4 protein-coding genes and 1 pseudogene are annotated in these 3,476 nt (G+C 64.2%); all 5 read right to left on the bottom strand.

The features are described from left to right. A partial coding sequence (locus VOI29_RS23435; protein WP_323784168.1) for a TIGR02186 family protein occupies positions 1-223 on the bottom strand: 223 nt, incomplete at its 3' end. 2 nt (positions 224-225) lie between these two features. Next, positions 226-1,149, bottom strand: a complete 924-nt coding sequence (locus tag VOI29_RS23430; protein ID WP_323784166.1) for a sulfite exporter TauE/SafE family protein — start codon at positions 1,147-1,149, stop codon at positions 226-228. Positions 1,150-1,243: 94 nt separating this feature from the next. Further along, positions 1,244-2,203: a sulfite exporter TauE/SafE family protein gene (locus VOI29_RS23425; RefSeq protein WP_323784164.1), complete on the bottom strand. Its 960-nt coding sequence runs from the start codon at positions 2,201-2,203 to the stop codon at positions 1,244-1,246. A gap of 167 nt (positions 2,204-2,370) precedes the next feature. Continuing rightward, positions 2,371-3,336 (bottom strand): ABC transporter permease, encoded by a 966-nt coding sequence (locus VOI29_RS23420; RefSeq protein WP_323784162.1) that lies wholly within the window; start codon positions 3,334-3,336, stop codon positions 2,371-2,373. Then, a pseudogene (locus VOI29_RS23415) lies at positions 3,336-3,476 on the bottom strand (ABC transporter permease); the annotation flags it as partial. The pseudogene VOI29_RS23415 and the gene VOI29_RS23420, both read right to left, overlap by 1 nt.

Here is a 3,476-nt window from a genome sequence, read left to right as displayed (position 1 = left end):
CGGAAACGGTGACAATCACTTCCAGCGGCTCGCCAGACGGGATCGGGCTTTCCCGCTTTACCGCCCCGAAAACCAGGATCTCGGAACCGTCGAAAGTGGCGGTGATTGCAACCCGGTCCTGGCTGAGTCCCAGAACGACCTCTTCCTTGGCCGCTTGGGCCGCTGAATGCGGCAGCAGCACCAGGGCGGCGGCTGTCAGGACAGAAACAAGCAGCTTGCGCATCATCAGTGGCCTCCCGCATCGCCGAGTGAAAACAGTTCGGCCGGTTGCAGCAGCAGCTCAAGCCCCAGCTTGACGCAGACGATGATCACCATCAGCGCCAGCAGGATCCGCAGCTGTTCGGCTTTCAGATAGACACCGATGCGGGTGCCGATCTGGGCGCCGATCACGCCGCCGACCAGCAGCAGCACTGCCAGAACAATGTCCACGGTGTAATTGGTGGTGGCATGCAGCATGGTGGTGAAGGCGGTGACCAGGATGATCTGGAACAGCGAGGTGCCGACAACCACTTTGGTCGGCATGCCAAGGATGTAAATCATCGCCGGCACCATGATAAAGCCGCCGCCGACCCCCATGATGGCGGCCAGAATGCCGACGCAGATGCCGACCAGGACCGGCGGGATCACCGAGATATAAAGGCCCGAGGTGCGGAACCGCATCTTGAACGGCAGCGCATGCACCCAGCTGCGCTGGCGCCGTGCCGCCGGGGCCGTGCCGCCTGCTTTCTTGGATTTGCGGATGGCGTTCAGGCTTTCGATGAACATCAGCGCGCCAACCACGCCAAGGAAAACGACATAGCAGAGCTTGACCAGCAGATCGACCTGGCCAAGCGCCTTGAGGTAGTTGAACACCACCACCCCAAGCGCGGCCCCCATCAGGCCTCCGGCCTGCAGCACAAGCCCCATCTTGATGTCGACGGTGCGCCTTCGGAAATGCGCCAGCACGCCGGAAAAGGAAGAGGCGACAATCTGGTTCGCTTCCGTGGCGACAGCCACGGCGGGCGGGATGCCGATGAAAAACAATAGCGGCGTCATCAGGAAGCCGCCGCCGACTCCGAACATGCCCGAGAGAACCCCGACCATTCCCCCGAGGCCCAGGAGAAGGAAGGCATTGACCGAGACCTCAGCTATGGGAAGGTATATCTGCATGGTCCTTGTTAAACCGCAGTTCGTTCAAAAATCAATGATCTATGCCGCTCTGCAGCGTGCAGGACTGACGTGACGCGGAAAACTGGACTTATCATCACGGCGCAGCATCTGCCGCCGCCGTTTTCGCTGATCCGCCGCCGCTCAGTTCTGTCAGCGAAAACAGGTCGGCGGGTTCCAGCAGCAGCTCGAATCCGATCTTGACCGAGACAGACAGCACCAGCAGGGCAAGCAGCACCCGCAGCTGCTCTGCTTTCAGACGGGCGCCGATGCGGGTGCCCACCTGGGCCCCGGCCACTCCGCCCGCCAGCAGCAGCAGCGCCAGCATCACATTAACGGTGTCATTTGTGGTGGCATGCATCAGCGTGGTGAAACCGGCGACAAAGATGATTTGAAACAGCGATGTTCCGATCACCACTTTGGTCGGCATCCCCAGGATGTAGATCATCGCGGGCACCATGATGAATCCGCCGCCAACTCCCATGATGGCCGACAGCATGCCGACCCCGAAGCCGACCAGCGCCGGCGGGATGACCGAGATATAGAGGCCGGAGGCGCGGAACCGCATCTTGTAAGGCATGGTCTGCACCCACGAGCGCTGGCGGCGCTTGCAGGCGGGCGCCGGGCCGGCCAGACGCGCCTTGCGGATCGCGTTCACGCTTTCGACCAGCATCAGCCCGCCGATCACCCCCAGGAACAGCACGTAGCAAAGCTGCACGGCCAGATCGACCTGGCCAAGCTGCTTGAGGAAGTTGAAGATCACCATGCCGATCGCGGCGCCGATCAGCCCGCCGCCGAGCAGCACGTAGCCCATCTTCAGATCAACGGTCCGCCGCCGCAGATGCGCCATCAGGCCGGAAACGGAAGAGGCAACCACCTGATTGGCTGAGGTGGCAACTGCCACCGAAGGCGGTATGCCGATCAGGAACAGCAGCGGCGTGATCAGGAAACCGCCGCCGACGCCGAACATGCCGGACAGCACCCCGACGGCGCCGCCGATGCCCAGCAGCACCAGAAAGTTGACCGAGACTTCGGCAATGGGAAGGAAGACATACATGGCGGCTATACTGCAAGCCCGGCCCGCGGGGTCAACCTTGCAAGCGGCTTTGCGGGCAGCAGGACCGGCGCGCGGCCGCAGAAGATGGCTGGTCCCGGCCAAGACAGGCGGCGGCAACGGGAACGCCCGGCGCAGGGCAAGGCGTTCGGGAAGGGCTGGTGCAGCGCTCAGCGCTCCTTGACGTAAGGCTGCCCGCCGGCCCGCGGCGGGATCGCCTTGCCGACGAAGCCGGCCAGAATCACCACCGTCAGCACATAGGGCAGCGCGTCCATGGCCTGCACCGGAATGGTGATGCCGCCCAGCTCGATGTTCTGGAACCGCAGCGCGACGGCCTGCAGCAGGCCGAACAACAGGCAGGCGCCCATCGCGTGCCAGGGCCGCCACTTGGCAAAGATCAGCGCCGCCAGGGCGATGAAGCCGCGGCCTGCGGTCATGTCCTTGACAAAGCCTGCCTGCAGCGCGGTGGCCAGATAGGCGCCGGCAATGCCGCACAGCAGGCCGCAGATCATCACCGCCGCGTAGCGCAGGCCGACAACCGAGACGCCGGCCGTATCCACCGCCGCCGGGTTTTCGCCCACTGCGCGCAGGCGCAGGCCGAACCGGGTGCGGGACAGGATCCACCAGGTGGCAGGCACCGCCAGGAAGGCGATGTAGACCAGGATCGAATGGCCTGACAGCAGCCCGGCATAGATCGGACCCAGCACCGGCACTCCGGCCAGGCTGTCGGCAAAGGGCAGGGTGATCGGCCCGAACCGCCCGCCGCTGAACAGCGACGGGGTGCGGCCGCCCTGCTGGAACCAGTCCTGGGCGATCAGCACGGTCATGCCTGCGGCCAAAAAGTTGATGGCCACGCCGGAAATCAGCTGATTGCCGCGGAAGGTGATCGACGCCACCCCGTGCAGGCCGGCCAGCACCAGCGAAGAGCCGATACCCGCCAGAAGACCCAGCCAGACATTGCCGGTAACCGCCGCCACGGCAGCCGAGAAGAAGGCGGCCATCAGCATCTTGCCTTCCAGGCCGATGTCGAAGATGCCCGCGCGCTCGGAGTAGAGGCCTGCGAGGCAGGCCAGCAGCAGGGGCGTCGCCAGGCGGACGGTGGAATCCAAAAGCTGGATGATCGTCAGGAAATCCATCAGTTCGGCCCCTTCCGCACCGCGAGGAAGATCTTTTCAAGCGGCATCCGCACCATGTTGTCCAGCGCGCCGGTGAACAGGATCACCAAGGCCTGGATCACCACGATCAGCTCGCGCGGGATCGAGGTCCAGAGCGCCAG

Origin of the sequence: Leisingera sp., assembly GCF_034669605.1 — a bacterium.
In the GTDB taxonomy this organism is placed as follows: Bacteria; Pseudomonadota; Alphaproteobacteria; order Rhodobacterales; family Rhodobacteraceae; genus Leisingera.
This window is presented reverse-complemented; position numbering and strand designations above follow the sequence as displayed.

What these genes read in the sequence shown, in the direction of transcription:
- VOI29_RS23420 (WP_323784162.1), bottom strand. Translation starts at nt 3,336, where the DNA reads ATGGATTTCCTGACGATCATCCAGCTTTTGGATTCCACCGTCCGCCTG.
- VOI29_RS23430 (WP_323784166.1), bottom strand. Translation starts at nt 1,149, where the DNA reads ATGCAGATATACCTTCCCATAGCTGAGGTCTCGGTCAATGCCTTCCTT.
- VOI29_RS23425 (WP_323784164.1), bottom strand. Translation starts at nt 2,203, where the DNA reads ATGTATGTCTTCCTTCCCATTGCCGAAGTCTCGGTCAACTTTCTGGTG.